The sequence below is a fragment of the Martelella mediterranea genome, assembly GCF_021021415.1.
Lineage (GTDB): Bacteria > Pseudomonadota > Alphaproteobacteria > Rhizobiales > Rhizobiaceae > Martelella > Martelella mediterranea_C.
This window is the reverse complement of record NZ_JAINWJ010000008.1, coordinates 13171-32205: the sequence shown is the minus strand read 5'-3', so window position 1 is coordinate 32205 and position 19035 is coordinate 13171. Positions and strand designations below refer to the sequence as shown.

The 19035-nt window shown below is 63.7% G+C and carries 19 protein-coding genes; 8 read left to right on the top strand and 11 right to left on the bottom strand.

Annotation, left to right across the window (positions count from 1 at the left end; all coding sequences use genetic code 11):
• Positions 1-513: 513 nt before the first annotated feature.
• The 5 genes from K7H91_RS05820 to K7H91_RS05800 form a co-directional block, all read right to left on the bottom strand.
• Positions 514-867, bottom strand: a complete 354-nt coding sequence (locus tag K7H91_RS05820) for a hypothetical protein (protein ID WP_230719261.1) — start codon at positions 865-867, stop codon at positions 514-516.
• Positions 868-964: 97 nt separating this feature from the next.
• Positions 965-1978: an asparaginase gene (locus K7H91_RS05815; RefSeq protein WP_230719260.1), complete on the bottom strand. Its 1014-nt coding sequence runs from the start codon at positions 1976-1978 to the stop codon at positions 965-967.
• Positions 1979-2021: 43 nt separating this feature from the next.
• Positions 2022-2651: a 2-dehydro-3-deoxy-6-phosphogalactonate aldolase gene (locus K7H91_RS05810; protein ID WP_230719259.1), complete on the bottom strand. Its 630-nt coding sequence runs from the start codon at positions 2649-2651 to the stop codon at positions 2022-2024.
• On the bottom strand, positions 2648-3589 hold the full coding sequence (locus tag K7H91_RS05805) for a 2-dehydro-3-deoxygalactonokinase (protein ID WP_230719258.1): 942 nt from the start codon (positions 3587-3589) through the stop codon (positions 2648-2650). The genes K7H91_RS05810 and K7H91_RS05805 overlap by 4 nt, the downstream gene beginning before the upstream one ends.
• A gap of 175 nt (positions 3590-3764) precedes the next feature.
• The gene (locus K7H91_RS05800; RefSeq protein WP_230719257.1) at positions 3765-4538 is read right to left on the bottom strand and encodes a FadR/GntR family transcriptional regulator; all 774 of its coding nucleotides are present in this window, start codon (positions 4536-4538) and stop codon (positions 3765-3767) included.
• A 223-nt stretch (positions 4539-4761) separates the two neighbouring features.
• On the opposite strand from K7H91_RS05800, the gene K7H91_RS05795 reads away from it, so the two are divergent.
• The 7 genes from K7H91_RS05795 to K7H91_RS05765 all read left to right on the top strand — a co-directional run bounded on the left by K7H91_RS05795 (position 4762) and on the right by K7H91_RS05765 (position 12830).
• Complete coding sequence (locus K7H91_RS05795; RefSeq protein WP_230719256.1) at positions 4762-5733, top strand: substrate-binding domain-containing protein; 972 nt, start codon at positions 4762-4764, stop codon at positions 5731-5733.
• Between the two features lie 97 nt (positions 5734-5830).
• Complete coding sequence (locus K7H91_RS05790; protein WP_230719255.1) at positions 5831-7357, top strand: sugar ABC transporter ATP-binding protein; 1527 nt, start codon at positions 5831-5833, stop codon at positions 7355-7357.
• A gap of 11 nt (positions 7358-7368) precedes the next feature.
• The gene (locus K7H91_RS05785) at positions 7369-8370 is read left to right on the top strand and encodes an ABC transporter permease (protein WP_230719254.1); all 1002 of its coding nucleotides are present in this window, start codon (positions 7369-7371) and stop codon (positions 8368-8370) included.
• A 5-nt stretch (positions 8371-8375) separates the two neighbouring features.
• A complete protein-coding gene (locus tag K7H91_RS05780) occupies positions 8376-9263 on the top strand; it encodes an aldose 1-epimerase (RefSeq protein WP_230719253.1) in 888 nt (295 codons plus the stop codon).
• On the top strand, positions 9260-10879 hold the full coding sequence (locus K7H91_RS05775; protein WP_230719252.1) for a GMC family oxidoreductase: 1620 nt from the start codon (positions 9260-9262) through the stop codon (positions 10877-10879). The genes K7H91_RS05780 and K7H91_RS05775 overlap by 4 nt, the downstream gene beginning before the upstream one ends.
• Positions 10880-10891: 12 nt before the next feature.
• Positions 10892-12040, top strand: a complete 1149-nt coding sequence (gene dgoD, locus K7H91_RS05770; protein ID WP_230719251.1) for a galactonate dehydratase — start codon at positions 10892-10894, stop codon at positions 12038-12040.
• A gap of 10 nt (positions 12041-12050) precedes the next feature.
• Entirely contained in the window at positions 12051-12830 is a 780-nt protein-coding gene (locus K7H91_RS05765; protein ID WP_230719250.1) for an SDR family oxidoreductase, read from the top strand.
• Between the two features lie 45 nt (positions 12831-12875).
• Here K7H91_RS05765 and K7H91_RS05760 read toward each other — a convergent pair whose 3' ends face one another.
• The 3 genes from K7H91_RS05760 to K7H91_RS05750 all read right to left on the bottom strand — a co-directional run bounded on the left by K7H91_RS05760 (position 12876) and on the right by K7H91_RS05750 (position 15508).
• Complete coding sequence (locus K7H91_RS05760) at positions 12876-14231, bottom strand: ATP-binding protein (RefSeq protein WP_230719435.1); 1356 nt, start codon at positions 14229-14231, stop codon at positions 12876-12878.
• A 93-nt stretch (positions 14232-14324) separates the two neighbouring features.
• Positions 14325-15026, bottom strand: a complete 702-nt coding sequence (locus tag K7H91_RS05755) for a response regulator (protein WP_230719249.1) — start codon at positions 15024-15026, stop codon at positions 14325-14327.
• The gene (locus K7H91_RS05750; RefSeq protein ID WP_230719434.1) at positions 15023-15508 is read right to left on the bottom strand and encodes a MarR family winged helix-turn-helix transcriptional regulator; all 486 of its coding nucleotides are present in this window, start codon (positions 15506-15508) and stop codon (positions 15023-15025) included. The genes K7H91_RS05755 and K7H91_RS05750 overlap by 4 nt, the downstream gene beginning before the upstream one ends.
• Positions 15509-15666: 158 nt before the next feature.
• Between K7H91_RS05750 and K7H91_RS05745 the strand changes: the two genes are divergently transcribed.
• Positions 15667-16314 carry an MBL fold metallo-hydrolase gene (locus tag K7H91_RS05745; protein ID WP_230719248.1) on the top strand — a complete coding sequence of 216 codons (648 nt, stop codon included), beginning with the start codon at positions 15667-15669 and terminating at the stop codon, positions 16312-16314.
• Positions 16315-16320: 6 nt separating this feature from the next.
• Here the strand turns inward: K7H91_RS05745 and K7H91_RS05740 are convergent, their stop codons facing one another.
• The 3 genes from K7H91_RS05740 to purM all read right to left on the bottom strand — a co-directional run bounded on the left by K7H91_RS05740 (position 16321) and on the right by purM (position 18944).
• Entirely contained in the window at positions 16321-17154 is an 834-nt protein-coding gene (locus tag K7H91_RS05740; protein ID WP_230719247.1) for a glycosyltransferase family 25 protein, read from the bottom strand.
• 66 nt (positions 17155-17220) lie between these two features.
• A complete protein-coding gene (gene purN / locus K7H91_RS05735; RefSeq protein ID WP_230719246.1) occupies positions 17221-17874 on the bottom strand; it encodes a phosphoribosylglycinamide formyltransferase in 654 nt (217 codons plus the stop codon).
• Complete coding sequence (gene purM, locus K7H91_RS05730; RefSeq protein WP_230719245.1) at positions 17871-18944, bottom strand: phosphoribosylformylglycinamidine cyclo-ligase; 1074 nt, start codon at positions 18942-18944, stop codon at positions 17871-17873. The genes purN and purM overlap by 4 nt, the downstream gene beginning before the upstream one ends.
• Between the last annotated feature and the right edge of the window lie 91 nt (positions 18945-19035).

Here is a 19035-nt window from a genome sequence, read left to right as displayed (position 1 = left end):
AATGATATTGGTGCCTATGTAAAGACAGAGTTTCTGTCCGCCGCGAAAGGGAGTGAACCCCTGACAATCGCGCTGTCTGGTCTGTGGCGGGCGGACGGCGCAAGCCGACAGGCGACTCCACCAAAGTTTCGTCATTCCTCGGCCGACTGTCGAAAGGCGGGGGGCAGGCGCGGATGAGACCATCGATCCGGACGCCGCGTCGGTCTCACCGACTTACCTACATCGCCTTTGTCCTGTACCTCAAAGATGGACCAGATTTCGTGGAAATCATCAGTACTGTTTGTCGTGCAAGGGCTTCCGGGTCATTGCCGGTTAGTGAGCTGCCTGGAAATGCGCTCGGAGCAACAGATTGCATGCGATAGCGTGATCGCCCGAGACAAGCTTGCGCGAGATCGGGCGGAATGACGCGATAAAAAGGTCTCATGTTTCAGCCGTCCCGCCATCGTCGCAGAACGGCATGCCGGCTGAACGGGGCAATCGTCGTCGGCTTTTCAGTCGGTACCCACGCGCCGGTCAATCCGGAGGGGTGTAGCCGTCGGGGAATTGCAGCAGGCGGTCGCAGGCGCCGCGATTGCCGTAAAGGGTCTGATATTGATCAGCCTGCTGACGGGCGCGCAGGCGGGCTGCTTCGATGTCGGCTTCGGTTGCGCCCGCCTGGAGCGCCTTTGCGAAGGTCGCGTCGGCGGCGTCGTTGAGGCGGCGGGTGGCGCGCAGGCCGCCATAGGACTGGCAGTTCGCGGCGCCGAGTTCGGCGCGTGCCGCCTGATCGAGCATGATCTCGTCCGGTGTTTCCGGCGCGGCCGTCTGGCAGCCGGCGAGCGCAAGCATCGCGGCAAGCGGAATGGCAATACGGAATGGGACGGTCATCTGGCACCTCCTGAAATCGCCCGCCGGCGGGCAGGGCATTGCCGCGAATATCCGATACTCGCGGCGGGAGCGCAAGCGCCCCCGTGAAATGATTGTTCTATCCGCGCGACGCCGCCTTGAGGGCAGAAATGCAATCCTCGCGACTGCCGCCGCTTGCAAGAAGGAGCTGCAGCAGCAGTCGCGCCTTCAGGCCGCTGAGTCTGCCGGCACTGACGAGGCCTTTCGAAAGCAGGTCGATCTCTCCGCCCTTGTAGCCGTAGGTGCTGCTGAAAACCGGTCCGTTCCCGGTACGGCTGGCAAGCACAACGGGCATGGTTGTAGCCAGCGCGCCGAGCGACTCCGACAAACGTTCCGCCACATGGCCCGCGCCCATCGCCTCGATGACGGCGCCCTTGTAGCCAAGGCCCGGCAATGCCTCCACCAGCCTGGCATCTTCGCCCAGCCCGAGCTTCAATAGCGCCACCGGCGGCACGGGCACCGAGGGAGGTACGATTGCCGGAAGCCGGCGCGGCGAAGGCGGCGCGAAGAAGAAGGGGCGTCCCTCCATGATTTCGCCGGCGGGGCCGATCGCGCCAGATGTAAAGGCCGAGCAAAGTCCGGTGTGGGATTTCACCACGGCGCGGGCCGTGTGAATGCAGTCATTCATCACCACCAGCGCGCCGCGCGAACGGGCCTGATCGGAAGACGCGGCGATGACCGAGGCCAGGATATTGGCAGGACCATCGGCGCTGGCCGCTTCCGGCCCGCGCATCGCGCCGGTGACGATGATCGGGGCGTCCTCTCCCCACATGCAGTCGAGGGCGAAAGCGGTTTCCTCGATCGTATCGGTTCCCTGCACGACCACAATGCCGGAAGCGCCGTCTTCGACCGCACGCCTGGCAGTCCGCGCCACCTCGCCAAGTTGCTCGAGCGTGAGCGATGCGCTTGGAAGCTTGAACGGTGAGAGCGGCTCCACATCTGCAATCTCGGCCAGACCGGGTACGGCGTCGACCAGCGCCTGCGCACTCAGCTTTGGCGTTATGCCCCCGCCGACGTCGGCCGTCATGGTGATCGTACCGCCGAGGACGATCAGCGTAACCTTCGCCTTGGTGTTTCGAGCCGTTTCGATCATCGGTGTACCTTTCTTTTTGTGTCGTCGCCGCATGCCGGTGGCATCAGATCCGGTGCATGGCCTCGATGAACTGCTTCGCCTTCTGCGCAATCGCCGCGACATCCGCCCCTGGCTTGTAAAGCGCGCCGCCGATGCCGAAGCCGGATGCGCCGGCCTCGACGTAGGCTTTCATGTTCTCGGGCGTCACGCCGCCCACGGCGAAGACCGGGATGTCCTTCGGCAAGACGGCTTTCCATGCCTTGATGGCGATCGGCGGGATGGCCTCGGCGGGAAAGGCCTTGACGCCGGTGGCACCGGCGGCGATGGCGGCGAAGGCTTCCGTTGGCGTGGCGACGCCCGGCAGGCTGATCATGCCCCGCGCGGCGGTCGCTTCGATCACGGCCGGGTTGGCATTGGGCGAAATGATGACGCCCGCGCCGGTCGCGGCGACATCGGCAACCTCAGCCGGCGTCAGCACGGTTCCCGCGCCGATCAGCGCGTGATCGCCGAAACGGGCCTGCAGCTTTTCGATGCTCTTCAGAGGATCAGGCGAGTTCAGCGGCACTTCGATGATGCGCCAGCCGGCCTCGATTAGGGCCTCGCCGATCGGCTCCGCTTCCTCCGGCCGGATGCCGCGCAGGATCGCGATCAGATTGCAGGCTTCAAGCGCTTCGGTGAAATTCATCTCGTTCATTCCTGTTCCGTCAATTGCAGTTTGCCGATGATCCGTTGGACGCCGAGGGTCGCGGCATCTTCGGGGCCGGGTTTGATCGTAAGGCCGAAAAGCGGCGCGACCCGCCCGTAGCGTTCGCTCAGCGCCGAGTTGCCGATGATGCCGATCGCGTCTCCGGGGTGAAGCCACCCGGCGGCGCGCGCCTGCCGGAATTCCGAGGCGATCAGCAGGCCGGAGACGTAATCCCCGACCTCTTCGGGCTGAAGCGCCCCGGCCAGAATGCCGCTGCGGGCGCTGAAGACGGCCGAAAGCAGGGCATCGGCGGCGGGCTCGTCGCTCGCGGCAAATTCCGCGGCGCGATCGAAGGCCGACCAGGCCGGCTCGCTGCCGGGGGCGGGCTCGGCGGCGCGGGCGATGAAGGAATGCCGGGTGAGCAGGGCATAGATTTCGCCGGTGGCATAGGTCTGGAAGGCAGTGATCCGGCCTTGAGCAATGCGCGCCCACTTGCTGTGGGTGCCGGGGAGCACCAGCGTGCGGTCTTCCGCAAGCCCGTAGCCGACGATCTGCGTTTCCTCGCCGCGCATCACGTCGGGAAACGGCTTTGCCGCAGGGTCGCGCAAACCGGGGAGGAAGGTCATGGTCGCGCCGTTTTGCAGCGTGACGCGCCTTGCGCCCGCGGCGAGTTCCGCAAGACCCGCCGGCGCATCCACATACGGCACCTCGACCCAGCCGCTGCGGCTGGTGATCATGCCGCAGGCAGCGACCGGGAACGGGCCATGCTCCTCAAACCACGCGCCGATCGCCGTCATCAGCGCCGCCTCGAACGCGCCGCCTTCCACGAACTGGATGCCGCCGTTCCGGCTTTCGCGTCTGTCGAGCACACGGCCATCAGCGGAAAGCAGCGTGGCGCGGAGCGAACTGGTGCCCCAGTCGACAATGGCGGAGACGGTTTGGATCATGTGTCAGGCCTCATTTCAGGAACAGGCGGCTTGGTGAGTTGCAGATATCTCAGCCCTTCTTAAGGGTTTTCACCGGCGGTTTCACCTGCCCGCAAAAGCTTTGGGGCCGCGGACGGCGATCCGCAAAATGGAGGAAGCTAGTTTTGGGGTTTATGTATGATCTTTTTAATGATTTTTAATCATCCTGATGTGTTTTGGCGGCGATCCGGGTCCGGCGCAGCGCATCGGTCATCTCGCTTCTGGCAACGCCAATGAGCTGTTCCATGGCATGGCGCGCGGCATCCGGCCGCCGCATCCTGATGGCTTCGAGCACGTCCTGATGGGCGAGGATTGCCTGTTCATGGGATTGGCTGGCGCGGTTCGTCAGGCGGAAGCTCGCCAGCAGAGCGGCGCGGATGGCGCTGGCGAACTGGCGATACACCCAGTTGCCGCTGGCATTGATGATCGCGGTGTGGAATTCGAGGTCGGCCCGGCTCCACGCCTCGTTGTCGCGGGCGTTCGCCTCGACCATATCCTCGAATGCTTTGGCGATCTGGTAGAGTTGCCGCGCATTGGCGTTGGCGGCCGCCTGTGCCGCCGCTGCCGGTTCCAGCAATTGCCGGGCGTCGATCAGCGATGAATAGAACGAATCGTCCGCGCCGACCGCCAGCATGACATCCAGCACGACCGGATCGAGATAGTTCCAGTTTTCCCGCGGCAATACGATGGTCCCGGCGCGGGTGCGGGAGCGCACCATGCCGAGGGCGGAAAGATACTGCATCGCCTCGCGCAGGCTGGTGCGGCTGACCCCGAACCTCTCCGTCAGCTCCATCTCGTTGGGAAGTGTGGCGCTCTCGGCAAATGTGCCGGAAACGATCAGCTCAATGAGGGATTGGAGCAACGCTTCCCGTACGCTGCGCTTGCCGCGCTGGGCAATCGGCGTGCCGTGTTCCGTCAGTATTTGAGTCATCGCTTCGTCCGGGTCCCCTTCGTTGCGAATGCTTTCCCGCCGCGTGTCTCAGGCGGACCTCGCTCCCGCATTCATTGTCGGTAATATGATCGATATATCATTCTCATTCAAATTCAAAAATAAATCATATTTATAATTGACATTGATCTGACCTATTATAATTATCGTGCCGCCGGGACGGCATGGCCTCCGGCAGGGAAAACGTCCACAGGGAGGAGCACAAATGAAGCTCATCATCAAGGCGGCCTTGTTGGCCGCCGCCGCATTGTCGAGTGCGACAGCCGCATCGGCGCAGGAAGACCTCAAGGTCGGCGCGATCTACATGGACGCGCAGGGCTTCTATGCCGGTGTCCGCAAAGGCATCCAGGATGGCGCGGAAGAGGCCGGCCGCAACCTCGTCATCGTCGAAACCAATGCCCAGGGCGATGTCAGCAAGGAATCCTCCTTCATCGACTCGCTGATTTCCGCCGATGTTCAGGCCATCATCGTCTCGCCGGTTTCCGCCGACGGTTCGTATCGCGCGATCCGCCGCGCCCATGACGCCGGCATCCCGGTGGTGTGCTACAATACCTGCCTCAACGAACAGGACATGAAGGAATATATCTCCGCCTATGCCGTCGGAGACCCCTATGATTTCGGTCACAAGCTCGGCGATGCCGCCGCCGACTACTTCATCGCGGAAGGCAATGACGCGCCGAAGATCGCCGTTCTGAACTGCGAATTCGTCGAAGTCTGCGTCACCCGCAGGAAGGGCTTCGAGGATGCGTTGATGGCCAAGGTGCCGGGCGCCGAGATCGTGGCCAACCAGGAAGGCGCGATCCTCGACAAGGCCGTTTCGGTCGCCAGCACCATGCTGACCTCCAATCCCGAGATTGACGCCTTCTTCGGCGAGGCCGGCGGCGCGACGCTGGGCGCCGCCCGCGCCGTGCGCTCTCAGGGCAGGGAAGGCGAGGTTGTGGTCTTCGGCGGCGACATGACCACCGAAATCGCCCAGGAACTTGCCGATTTCACGGTCATCAAGGGTGTCGTCGACATCTCCGGCCAGGGCCTTGGCAAGCTGGCGCTGGCGCAGGCGATCAAATCCATCGACGGCACCCCGCCGGAAGGCATCGAGGTTCCCTATGATATCGATCTCTACGAGTCGTCCGAGGACGGCAAGGGATGGCTTGAGGCTCACGCCGACGGTATTCCGTGATCGATAGCCCGGCGCTGCGGCGCTGCTGAGGCAGCGCGCTGAAGGCAAATTCCGATGCCGCCGTAACCCGGCGGCATCGCCATCAACGGGAAGAGCAATGACGTCCGCATCTCAGATCAAAAAGCCGGAAGCAACCGCGCTCGTCTCCATGACGGGGTGCACGCGGCGCTATCCCGGCGTGCTGGCGCTCGACAATGCCGATTTCGCAGTCGCGCCGGGCGAAGTGCGCGCGCTTCTCGGCAAGAACGGCGCCGGCAAGTCGACCCTCATCCGCATGCTGACCGGCGCCGAAGTGCCCGACAGCGGAACAGTCTTCATCGACGGCGAGGAGCTGACGCATGTGGGTTCCGCCCGCGCGCAGCAGGCGTTTTCGCACGGCGTGCGCGTGGTCTATCAGGAACTCAGCCTCGTTCCCGGCATGTCGCTTGCCGAGAACCTGTTTCTCGGGCGCTGGCCGCGCAAGGGCGGGGTCATCCGCCACCGCGCCATGATCGCCGAGGCCAAAGAGGCGATGCACCGTCTCGGTCTCGATCTTTCGCCCGATACCCTCGTCTCGGCGCTCAGTCCTGCCGAGCGCCAGCTTCTGGAGATCGCAAGGGCGCTGCTCGGCAATCCCAAGCTGGTGATCCTCGATGAGCCGACAAGCTCGCTGGCGGCGGCCGAAGCCGAAAAGGTGATGGCGGCGGTGACGCGCGTCGCCGCTGAGGGCATCGCGGTCATCTATGTCAGCCACCGGATGAACGAAATCCGCCAGATCGCCCATTCCGCCACGATCATGCGCGACGGCCGGATCATCGACACCGTCGATGTGCAGAATGCCGACACCCGCGAGATCGTTCGCCTCATGCTCGGCTCGGAAGGCGCCGAGGCGGCCGTGCTCGAGGATGCCAGCCAGTCCGAGACCGTGCTTGAGGTCAGGGAACTGGCGGTGGCGCCGAAGCTTTCCTCCGTGTCCTTTTCGCTGAAGAAGGGCGAAGTCTTGGGAATTGCCGGCCTGCTCGGCTCCGGCCGCACGGAATTGCTGCAGGCGATCATGGGTGTGCGTCGCGGCGAGGCCGGCGAGATTTTCGCAAACGGCAAGCCGGTGAAAACCCTCGGCTACAAGCAGATGATCAAGCTCGGCTTCGGCTATACGCCGGAGAGCCGCAAGGAAGAGGGCATCGTTCCGCTTCTCGGCGTTGACGAGAACACGCTGTCGACGCGCTTTGAGGGCGTCACCGTCAATGGCGTGCTTTCGGCCCGCCGCATGGCCGAGGCGACGCGCGGGATCATCGATCGGCTGCATATCAAGACGGCGCGCACCGATACGCCGATCGGCACGCTTTCGGGCGGCAACCAGCAGAAGGTCGTGATCGGCCGCTGGGTCTATGCCGGCAGCCGCATTCTTCTGCTCGACGAGCCCACACGCGGCGTCGATATCGAGGCCAAGGCCCAGATCTATTCAATCATTCGCGAACTCGCCGCCGAAGGCCGCAGCATCGTTTTCGTCTCCAGCGAGATCGAGGAACTGCCGCTGGTGTGCGACCGGGTGCTCGTCCTGAGAGACGGCGCGCTCAGGGACGAGTTCCGTTCCCCCAACATCGATCAGGACACCTTGATGGCGGCCTGCATTTCAGGACACTGACGGAGACGATGATGTCGCACAACAACGCTGCCGACACGGCCGCCCCGAAGAAGAAGAGCGGCTTCGGCGTTTCGAAGCATATCAACGAACTCAGCCTGTTCCTGGCGATCGCTTTGCTCTATGTGATTTTCGGCACGACCGCCTACGGCTTCCTGTCGTTCAACAATCAGGTCAATATTCTGCGCGATGCGGCCACGATCGGCATTGCGGCCTGGGCGATGACGTTCATCATCATCTCCGGCGAAATCGATGTCAGCGTCGGCCCCATGGTGGCTTTCGTTTCCGTCGCGCTGGCCTACCTCTTGCAATGGGGTTTTCCCACGCCGATCGCCTTTCTGCTGGCGGTGGCGCTCGGCGCCGGGCTTGGCGGTATTTCCGGCGTGTTACGGGCCTATTTCGACGTGCCGTCCTTCGTGGCTACCCTCGGCATGTGGAGCGCGTTGCGGGGGCTGGCGCTGTTCTTCACCGATGCCCTGCCGGTTTCGATCGGCCGCAATGACGTGCTGGATGCGCTGGACCGCTCGGTGCTTGGCATCCCGCCGGCGGCGATCATCATGCTCGTGCTGTTCGCCGTGTTCGCCTTCGTCAGCCGCAAGACCGCGTTCGGACGCTCGGTGTTCGCGATCGGCGGCAATGCCCATGCGGCCTATCTCAGCGGCATCAACGTGGCGCGTATCCGGGTGGCGATCTTCGCGATCGGCGGCGCAATGGCGGCGATCTCCGGCATTCTGCTGGTGTCGCGTCTCGGTTCGGGCAATGCGACGGCGGCAAGCGGTCTGGAGTTCGATGTGATCGCGGCCGTGGTCGTTGGAGGCACGGCGCTTTCCGGAGGTCGCGGCTCCATGCTCGGCACGCTGCTCGGGGTGCTGGTGATCACGCTGATCGGCAACGGTCTGGTGCTGCTTGGCATCAATCCGTTCTTCCAGCAGGTTGTCCGGGGCCTTATCATCGTCATCGCGGTGCTCGCCAACATGCAGGCGATCAAGCGCAGCCTGGCCCGCAATAAGGGGTGAAGGGCATGGCGGTCGTTGATATCAGCTCCGGGGCCCTGTCGCTGCGCGCCTCGACAAAGGGCGGATTGATCCTCGGTCTCTGGCGGGATGGCGCTGAGGGGCGGGTGCCGCTCCTGCGTGAAGCGCCGGCTGGAGCGGATGCGCTGTCGTCCGCCTGCTATCCGCTGGTGCCGTTCGGCAACCGGGTGCGGGATAACAGGTTCGCCTTCAACGGCAAGCAATACACCCTGACCGCGAATACCGACTGGGACCCGCATTACCTCCACGGCGAGGGCTGGCTTTCGCAATGGTCGTTGGAAGAACACGAGGCCGACCGGCTGGCGATGCGTTTGCGGCATGCGGGCGGCGGCACGCCCTATGTCTACGAGGCATGGCAGCATTTTTCGCTTGCCGATGGCGAATTGCAAATGACGTTGAGCGTCGAGAACCGGGGAGACGAACCACTGCCGTTCGGGCTCGGATGGCATCCCTATTTTCCGATGACGCCGCAAACCACGCTCACGGCGCCCGCCCGGAAATTCTGGACCGAGGTCGAGGGATGGCTGCCGGGCGAGGCCACGGACATTCCCGCCGATCTCGATTTCAGCAAGCCTTCGCCCCTGCCACACCGCTGGGTCAATAACGGCTTCGAGGACTGGTCCGGCGAAGCGGTGATCGCCTGGCCGGAACGGGCGACGAAGCTATCCCTGAAGGCGGAACCGTTGTTCCGGCACGCTTTCCTGTTTGTCTCTGATACCGCGTTCGACCCGGATTTTGAACGGGACTATTTCTGTTTCGAGCCGATGTCGCATCTGGCGGACGGACACAACATGCCCGATCTCGGCGGGCTTCGCATTCTTCAGCCCGGCGAGAAACTGACGGGCAGCATCTGGATGGGAGCGCAGGACCTATGAGCAAGACGAGCGACGGACGGTACGACTATATCCTCGTCGGCGGCGGCAGTTCGGCCTGCGTGGTTGCCGCCGGTCTGGTGAAGTGCGGCGCGAGCGTGCTTGTGCTGGAGCGCGGCCCGGCCAAGGCCAATCCGATCATGCATTTCCCCGCCGGCTACATGAAGTTCCTGGCGAAGGACACCTATCTTGCAATGCACAGGACCGCGCCGCAGCCCCAGCTTGACGGGCGCGGGCCGATCGTGCCGCAGGGCAGGGTGCTTGGCGGCGGCAGCACGGTCAATGCCATGGTCTATATGCGCGGTCAGGCGGCCGATTTCGACCACTGGAACGAACTGGTGACCGAAGGCGACGATGCCTGGAGCTATCGCGATCTTCTGCCCTATTTCAAGGCGCAGGAGGATAACGACCATCTCGCCGGTGAATATCATGGCGTTGGCGGTCCGCTGAAGGTCTCCCATCTCGGCCACACCAGCCCGATGACCCGAACCTATGTCAAAACCCTTCAGGACATGGGCATTCCCTACAATCCGGATTTCAACGGCGAAAGCCAGTTCGGCGTCGGCTTCATGCAGCACACCATCGACTGGCGCACGCGCCGGCGCTGCAGCGCTGTCGATGCGTTTCTAGCTCCGGTCATGAATGATCCGCTGCTGACGATCGTGACCGGCGCAACCGTCACCGCGATCCGCATGGAAGGCGACCGGGCGGTCGGCGTCGATTACGTGCAGGGCGGTGACCGGAAGTCCGCCTTCGCGGACAGCGAAGTGATCCTTGCGGCCGGCGCCTATCAGACCCCAAAACTGCTGATGCTGTCCGGGATCGGACCGGAGGATGAACTCGCCCGCCACGACATTGCGGTCAAGCTCGCGCTTCCCGGCGTCGGGCGCAATCTTCAGGATCACTATGAATGCCCGGTGGTCGCCACCACCAAAGGGTCGTTCGGCTATTACGGCCAGGATCGCGGCTGGCCGATGATCAAGGCGGGGCTGCAATACCTGCTGTTCAAGTCCGGCCCGGCCTCCACCACAGGCGTCGAAACCTGCGCCTTCCACGATCCGGAAGGCAAGAGCGATCGACCGACGATCCAGATGTTCTGCGTGCCGACCGTCTATCTCGACCGCGATGTGATGGGCACCGATCCCGGCGACGGCGTGACCATCAACTCGCTGCTGCTGCGTCCGAAATCACGCGGCTCGGTGACGCTGTCCTCCAGCGATCCGTTCGCCGATCCTGTGGTCGACACCCAGATTTTCAGCCATCCGGACGACCTCAGGATAACGATGGCGGGCTTTCGTTACGCGCGCACCGTGCTTGCCGCTTCGCCGATGCGCGAACTGATCGACAGGGAAATCTTTCCCGGCGCCGATGTGACCAGCGACGAGGCAATCGCCGCGCATTGCAAGCGCACCGTCAAGACCGGCTATCACCCGGTCGGCACCTGCCGGATGGGCCGCGACGATGATCCGGATGCCGTGCTCGACAGTCGCCTCCGGGTTCGGGGAACGCGTGGCCTCAGGGTCATCGACGCCTCGCTGATGCCGACCATCGTCAGCGGCAACACCAATGCCGCCGTTCTTGCCGCCGCCGCCAAGGCGACCGACCTCATACTTCCCTGATCGGAACCAGTCATGAAGATCACCAAGCTCACCACCTATCTGGCCCCGCCGCGCTGGCTGTTCCTGAAGATCGAGACCGATGAGGGCATTGTCGGTTGGGGCGAACCGGTTGTGGAGGGCCGCGCGTTGACCGTTCAGGCGGCCGTCAACGAGATGGCGGATTATCTCGTCGGCAAGGACCCCTTGCTGATCGAGGATCACTGGACCGTGCTTTATCGCGGCGGGTTCTATCGGGGCGGCGCGATCCACATGTCGGCGCTGGCCGGCATCGACCAGGCGCTGTGGGATATCAAGGGCAAGGCGCTCGGGCAGCCGGTCCATGCGCTTCTCGGCGGCCAGTTGAGGAACCGCATCAAGGTCTATTCCTGGATCGGCGGCGACCGTCCTGCCGACGTTGCGACGAACGCGAAAGAGGTGGTCGCGCGCGGCTTCAAGGCGATCAAGCTCAACGGCTGCGAGGAAATGCAGATCGTCGATAGCCATGAGAAGGTGGAAAAGGCGGTCGAGACCATCGCGATCATCCGCGAGGCCGTCGGCCCCCATATCGGCATCGGCGTCGATTTTCACGGCCGGGTCCACAAGCCGATGGCCAAGGTTCTGGCGAAGGAACTCGAACCCTACAAGCTGATGTTCATCGAGGAGCCGGTGCTTTCGGAAAACGCGGAAGCGCTGAGGGAGATCGCCAACCATTCCTCCACGCCGATCGCGCTCGGCGAACGGCTCTATTCGCGCTGGGATTACAAGCCGATATTCGAGGGCGGCTATGTCGATATCATCCAGCCGGATCTGTCGCATGCCGGCGGCATCACCGAATGCCGCAAGATCGCCGCCATGGCGGAGGCCTATGATGTGGCGCTGGCGCCGCATTGTCCGCTCGGGCCGATCGCGCTCGCCGCCTGCCTTCAGGTGGACGCCGTGTCCTACAACGCCTTCATCCAGGAGCAGAGCCTGGGCATCCACTATAACGAGACCAACGATATTCTCGATTACATTTCGAACAAGGACGTGTTCGAATATGCCGATGGCTTTGTCGGCATACCGCAAGGGCCAGGGCTCGGCATCGAGATCGACGAGGCCTATGTGATCGAGCGCGCCAGAGAAGGTCACAACTGGCGCAACCCGATCTGGCGTCATCCGGACGGCAGTTTCGCCGAGTGGTGAGGAGCGGAAAATGACGGGACGGCTTTCGGGCAAACGCATATTCGTCACCGGCGCGGCCCAGGGTATCGGCCTGGCGATCGCCAGGGCCTTCGTGAAGGAGGGCGCGGCGCTGTTCATGGTCGACCGCGACGGCGCACTGCTGGAGAGGGAGGCCGCGACCCTCGTTGCGCCTGACGGGTCCCTTGGTTGGGCCGCCGCCGATATAACAGATGCCGGGGCGATCGCCGCCGCCATGCGTCAGGCGACGGATGAGATCGGGCCGGTCAACGCGCTGGTCAACAATGCCGGCGTCAATGTGTTTTTAACCCCGCTCGAAACGAGTGACGAAGACTGGAACCGGTGTTTCGACATCAACCTCAAGGGCGCGTGGAACTGCTGCAAGGCGGCGCTGCCGGGGATGATCGAGGCCGGCGGTGGCGTGATCCTCAACATTGCCTCGACCCACGCCTTCACGATCATCCCGCATACCTTTCCCTATCCGCTGGCAAAGCATGCGCTTCTCGGCATGACCAAGTCGCTTGGCCTTGAATATGCCGCGAACAACGTCCGGGTGAACGCGCTCGCGCCCGGCTATGTGGCGACGCAGAAGGTCATCGATTACTGGAACGGCTTTCCCGACCCGGAGGCCGCGAAAGCCGAGACGCTGAAGCTCCACCCCGGCGGACGGATCGCAACGCCCGAGGAGATCGCGATGGCGGCCGTGTTCATGATCTCCGACGAATGCCCGTTCATGAACGCGACCTGCCTGACCGTTGACGGCGGCCTCAGCGTCCAGCAGCATCCCGCCTGAGCCAGACCCGCTCAGAAGAGCCATGGGGCTTGCGCGTGCACCGGTTCAGCAAGGGATGCTGATCACGGCGCGCAGGCCGCCGAGCGGGCTGTCGCCGAGCGTGACATTGCCGCCGTGGGAGCGGGCGATGTCGCGGGCGATCGCGAGGCCGAGCCCGGTGCCGGAGGAATCGAGGTTGCGGGCATTGTCGAGCCTGAGGAACGGCTTGAACACTTCCTCGCGCATCTCTGGCGCGATGCCCGGCCCGTCATCATCGAAGGTCACTGTCAGCCATTTTTCGCCGTGCTCGGCGGTGATTTCCAGATTGTCGGCATGGCGTTTGGCATTGGAGGCGAGATTGGCGATCAGGCGGGCGAAGGCGTTGGGCCTGACCGTCACATCGTCCGGCCCGATCACCACATAGTGCAGCGATTTGCCGGAAAGCTCGAAATCCTCATGCTGGCGGCGGAACAGCGCCGAGAGGCTGGCCGTGCCGGTGGTTTCCTCGGCGTCGCCGCGGGCAAAGTCGATATAGCCCTGCAGCATTTTCTGCATTTCCTCGATATCCTCGTTGAGGGCCTCGACCTCCGGGCTCTCGCCGATCAGGGCAAGCTGCAGCTTGAAGCGGGTGAGGATGGTGCGCAGATCGTGGCTGACGCCGTTCAGCATGGTGGTGCGCTGTTCGATCTGGCGCTCGATACGCTCGCGCATCAGGATGAAGGCGAGGCCCGCCCGCCGGATTTCGATCGCGCCGCGCGGCGTATAGGGCACTTCGGAGCGATGACCCTTGCCGAAATCCTCCGCGGCCTGGGTCAGCTTCAGGATCGGCCGGATCTGGCCGCGCAGGAACAGCGTCGCGATCCCGATCAGCACCAGTGATGTGCCGACCATCCATAGAATGAAGATATGGGTGTTCGACGCATAGGTCATCGAACGGCGCGCGAAGATGCGCAATATGCCGTCATCGAGGCTGATGCGGATTTCGACGAAGCGGGAATCGCCGAGCGTGTCGATCCAGAACGGCCGGCCGATCTTTTCCGATATCAGTTCCGCCAGCACCTGGTCGAGCAGGCCGAAAAACGGCTTCGGCAGCGGCGGCGGAAGCTTGGCGCCGGGCTCGAAGGCGACCCTGAGACCCATGTCGCGCGCGGCAATCGAGACGATCTCGCTTTCATATTCGTCGCCGGTCACGTCGATCAGGTCGATAATCGCGGCGATATCGCCGGTGACGGCGTCGGCAAGGCGGCGGGTCACCATCTGCCAGTGGCGCTCCATGAACACGGTGGCGACCACCGCCTGCAGCAGCAGCATCGGGATGATGATGATCAGCAGCGAGCGGGCAAACAGGCCGCGCGGCAGACGATGATGGGTCCAGCGGGCGATAACCTTGTAGGCGCCGGCGATATGGCGTAGCCCGGGCAGCCGCTCGAGTTCGCGCGTGCGCCGTCTGAGAGCGTACGCCGCTCTTTCACAGGCCGTTTGAACGCTTGCGGGCCAGAGTTTCAATGTCGGGTCCTAATCCCGGCTCAGGCGGTAGCCGATACCGCGCACGGTCTGGAGATAAAGCGGGTTCGCCGGATCGTTTTCGATCTTGCGGCGCAGCCGGTTGATCTGCACATCGATCGTGCGCTCGTTGATCTCGCTGGCGCTGCTGACTAGATCGTAGCGCGCGACCGTTTCGCCGGCCTTTTCGGCGAGCATGGCCAGAATGTCCTGTTCGCGTTCGGTGAGCCGGATCGGGGTTGCGCCTCTCTTGAGTTCGCGCCGCGCGAGCGAGAAGGAATAGGGGCCGAACACGACCTGTTCGATCGCCGGCGTCTTCGGCGTATCGGCGCGGCGCAGGATATTGCTGATGCGAAGCAAGAGCTCGCGCGGCTCGAACGGCTTGACCAGGTAATCATCGGCGCCGGCCTCCAGGCCGGCAATGCGGGCATCCGCCTCCGCCTTCGCCGTCAGAAGCAGCACCGGGATCGGGCGAATTTCCCTTAAGTGCCGGGTCAGCGACACGCCGTCCTCGCCCGGCATCATCACGTCGAGCACGAGAAGATCGAAGTCGAGCCCTTCCAGCTTGCGCCGCGCCTCGGCGGCATCGGCGGCCGTGGAGACGCGGTAGCCGTTTTCGCCCAGATAGCGTTTGAGCAGTGTGCGGATACGGGTGTCGTCGTCGACAATCAGAAGGTGGGCGGCGTCATCATCGACTGCTCTGGCTTCGCTCATGCTTCCTCCCCTTTCTGCGGCAAGGCCTCAATGCCGGCATGTGGATCATGATCGCACATGCGCGTCAGAAATTCGCCGACCGCCCGGCGCTCGTCCTCGCCCATCGCCGCGAATGCCCTGTCGATGCGCCGCAATTGCGGCGAAAGCAGTTCCGCGCGCAGCCGCTCGCCTTCCGCGGTCAGGAACAGCCGACGCTGACGCCGATCCTCCGGCCCCGCCGTCTGGCGGATATAGCCGCCGTCGATCAACTGCTTCAGCACCCGGGCGAGGCTCTGCTTGGTGATCCGCAGGATGTCGAGCAGGTCGGCAACGCTCATGCCCGGCCGGCTTCCGACGAAATGGATGACCCGGTGATGCGCGCGGCCGAAGCCGATCTCGCCGAGGATCGCGTCCGGATCGGAGATGAAATCGCGATAGGCGAAAAACAGAAGTTCGACCACCGCCAGGTCCGCGACGCCGCTCTCGGGCGCGTGTTCGGGCATGATCGCCTGATGTTTCACTCCCAAAGCCTGTTTCCTTTCGCCCGCCGGGCTTTTGTAATCAAATCCAGTCTGACATAGATATCGTATCAGGTTTAAAACGGACGCAAGCGAAATGGAAGCCGTTGACGGCGGCCGTCCGCAAGGGAGATATCAGTTTCATGGCGCAGCTCCAGGCCGGGATCATTCCCGTCACCCCCCTTCAGCAGAACTGCACCGTGCTGTTCGATCCCGAGTTGCGCGAGGGCGTCGTGGTCGATCCCGGCGGAGATGCCGATGTCATCATCCAGACCGTGGAGGAAAACGGCATAACGCTGAAGGCGATCTGGCTGACGCACGGCCATCTCGATCATGCCGGCGGCGCGATGGAGCTGAAGGAGCGTCTGGGGCTGGAGATCATCGGCCCGCATGAGGATGACCGTTTCATTCTGGAGAACATCGAGGCAAGCGCGGAGCGTTTCGGCATGGCGGGCATGGTGCGCGATTGTTTCCCGGATCGTTTCCTGAGCGAAGGCGAAACGGTCGGTTTCGGCGACCATGTGTTCGAGGTCTATCACACCCCTGGCCACGCACCGGGCCATGTGATCTTCTTCAACCGCGCCCAGAAATTCGCCCATGTCGGCGATGTGCTGTTTCACGGCTCGGTCGGGCGGAGTGATCTGCCGGGCGGGGACCACGACACGTTGCTCGCCTCGATCCGCGACAAGCTGTTTCCGCTGGGCGACGATGTCGGCTTCATCTGCGGCCACGGCCCGGGCGGCCGCATCGGCGAGGAGCGCCGCAACAACCCGTTTCTCAAGGGGCTTTGATCGGCCTCAATCCCGCGCGAACGGGATGGTCTTTTGCTCCGCGCGGCCAAGCGCCTGCAGCAGGGCTATCCGCGTCTTGCGCCGGCGGCGGTTCATCTTGTTTGAGAGGCTGGCCAGAGCGCGCCTGACCGGAGCGTTGCTTTCATGCTTCAATGGCGGGCTGGCATGGCGGTCGTAAATTATCGACGCAATACCGAGCCGTTCGGTTCCAGGCCCTTCCAGATATTGATCCTGAACACAGATGGCCGGGTCGATCTGATAGGCGCTGAGCCGGCCAAAGACCCGGTAATGCGCCCCGAAGATGACATCATCCACCGGTAGCGGCAGCGGATCGCTCGCCGCGCAAAGGCGCTCCATTGCGCGGCGGCTGATGATATAACCCGCCGAGCCGTAATGACTGCTCAACAGCTTTTTCAGCCGGTGCGGGGTGTCCATCAGGACACTGCCCGAGCGCGAAACATGCGTCCGCATAGCAAGCGTTTCGAGCTTGATCAGGTCGGCGCCGTCCGGCAGCCATTCGGCCGCCGTCGAGAGAAGCTTGCCAGCATCGGGGGCAAGGTGGATGTCGTCCTCGAAGATCGCCGCGTACTCGAGACCGCGCGAGAGCGCCATTTCCCAGACCTTCTTGTGGCTCAGATAGCAGGCGACTTCGCTCGGGGTCAGGTTGCGGGCATATTTGCTGATCGGCGGCACGACGATGTTTCTGACGAAATCCTCGGAGAGCGTCGCGGCATCGACCGCATCGATCCGCTCGAAGGCAAGGCCCTGGGCGTTGAAAACCGCGCGCATGTGCGACAGGCGGTCATGGCTTCTGGCGAGGTTTATGAGGAAGATTTCCAAGACGGTTCGAGCCTCTTTTCGGGCAGCGTTCTCTCCGGTGGCAGCGTTCTGCCGTTGGACGCGGGGCTATCCCGCGATCAAAATCTGTTCGGCCCCGTCTGTGCCACGGTTGGTGAAGACGGCGCGGCCATTTTCCATCCGCACCTCGCCAGCGGCAAGCCGCCTGAGTGCGGCGGGGTAGAGCCTGTGCTCGACCGTCAGTATCCGCTTTGCGAGCGCATCCGTCGTATCGCCCGGCATGATCGGGACGGCGGCCTGGCCGATGATCGGCCCCTCATCCATGCCTTCGGTGACGAAATGCACCGAGCAGCCGGCGATGCGCATGCCGGCGTCGAGCGCGCGCTGATGGGTGTCGAGCCCCGGAAACAGCGGCAGCAGCGAGGGGTGAATATTGATGATCCGGCCCGCATAGGCGCGGATGAAATCGCCCGAAAGCAGCCGCATGAACCCGGCAAGGCAGATGAAATCGGGCGCGAGATCGGCAAGCAGGCCGAGCATCGCGGCCTCGTGCGCCTGTTTGCTGTCGTAATCCTTGCGGGCAAGGGCGTGGGCGGCAATGCCCCGCGCCTTCGCTTTTAGCAGTCCGCCGGCGTCAGGCTTGTCGGAGATGACGGCGACGATCTCTGCCGGGAAACCCGGCGCTTCGCAGGCCTCGGCCAGCTTTTCCATGTTCGAGCCGCTGCCCGAAATGAACACGACAACCCGCTTGCGTCCGCTCATAGCGCGATCATGCCCTTATAGACCGTGCCGTCCATGCCGTCCTTGCGGGCGACGATGCGGCCGAGCCGGAAGGCGTTTTCGCCCTGGTCCGCAAGCGCCGCAAGCACGGCATCGAGCCGGTCTTCGCGGCAGACGCCGATCATGCCGACGCCGCAATTGAAGGTCCGCATCATTTCAGCGGGTGCTACGCCGCCCGCGCGCGCGATCCAGGAGAACACGGCAGGCACGGTGATCGCCTCGAGATCGATCTCGGCGGAAAGTGTTTCCGGCAGAACGCGCGGTATATTCTCCGGAAAGCCGCCGCCTGTGATGTGGGCAAGCGCCTTGATCGCGCCGGTTTCGCGGATCGCGGCCAAGAGCGGCTTGACATAGATGCGGGTCGGTTCCAGCAGCGCCTCGCCGAGGCTCTTGCCCGGTGCGAAGGGGGCAGGGGCCTGCCAGCCGAGACCGTTCATTTCGGCCACCCGGCGCACCAGCGAAAACCCGTTGGAGTGAACGCCGGAGGAGGCGAGGCCGAAGATCACGTCGCCTTCCTCGAGGCTCTCGGACGGCAGCAGCGCGCCACGCTCGGCGGCCCCCACCGCGAAACCTGCGAGGTCGTAGTCGCCCTTGGCGTACATGCCCGGCATTTCGGCTGTTTCGCCGCCGATCAGCGCGCAACCCGCCTGACGGCAACCCTCGGCTATGCCTTCCACGATCACAGCGCCTTCATCGGGATCGAGCGCGCCGGTGGCGAAATAGTCGAGGAAAAACAGCGGCTCCGCGCCCTGGACCACGAGATCGTTGACGCACATGGCGACCAGATCGATGCCGACCGTGTCATGCTTGCCGGCCTCGATCGCGATCTTCAGCTTGGTGCCGACGCCGTCATTGGCGGCGACCAGGACGGGATCGGTAAAGCCTGCCGCCTTCAGGTCGAAGAGGCCACCGAAACCGCCGATATCGCCGTCCGCGCCGGGACGCCGGGTCGATTTCACCGCGGGCTTGATTTTCTGGACCAGAAGGTTGCCGGCATCGATGTCGACGCCTGCGTCGGAATAGGTCAGGCCGTTTCTACGTGTCTCGCTCATGGGGCGGTCCCTCATGCAAAAGTCAAAGCCGGGCATTGCATGGAGTTTTGCCCGATGCAAGTGTGTTGCCGAACCATGAGGCCGATATCGA